Source organism: Winogradskyella vincentii, assembly GCF_020166345.1.
Classification (GTDB): Bacteria; Bacteroidota; Bacteroidia; order Flavobacteriales; family Flavobacteriaceae; genus Winogradskyella; species Winogradskyella vincentii.
This window is the reverse complement of record NZ_JAIUJS010000044.1, coordinates 1-470: the sequence shown is the minus strand read 5'-3', so window position 1 is coordinate 470 and position 470 is coordinate 1. Positions and strand designations below refer to the sequence as shown.

The 470-nt window shown below is 41.1% G+C and carries 1 pseudogene; it reads right to left on the bottom strand.

Annotation, left to right across the window (positions count from 1 at the left end):
• A pseudogene (locus LBV24_RS15085) lies at window positions 1-470 on the bottom strand (LamG-like jellyroll fold domain-containing protein); the annotation flags it as partial.

Below are 470 nucleotides of genomic sequence, written 5' to 3'. Positions count from 1 at the left end.
GTAATGGTCAGGTTAATATCGCCATTGTTAGGTTTACCTAGATAAACATAATTCTGTTCAGCGAGTATAGCACCCGTACCAGGACCTTTCATAGTGAATCCTTCACCTGCATTAAGCGTACCAGTACTCCTTACGTGTTGCCAAGAAGCGTAGTTGTCACTTGGCTGGTTAGCGTACTTCCAAATCCAGTAATCCGCTATGGTAATAGGATTTGTTGCGCCACCATCTAAACTCGCATTGTCAAAATTAACAGCATTGGTGCCGTCATAGAAAATATCTTGCAGCGCATAGCTGTAATTGTTCGTTGCGATATCTGTATCTCCTACAGGAGCAGACCAATAGTTATAGGTAAAGGTGTCAGCTGTACCTTGTTGATCTCTTTCTAATTCACCATTTACGGCAACTAAAAGATCTGAATCTTCTTCTTGAATTAGTTGGGATTCTCCTTCAAGGTCTAATTTTCCTGTTAG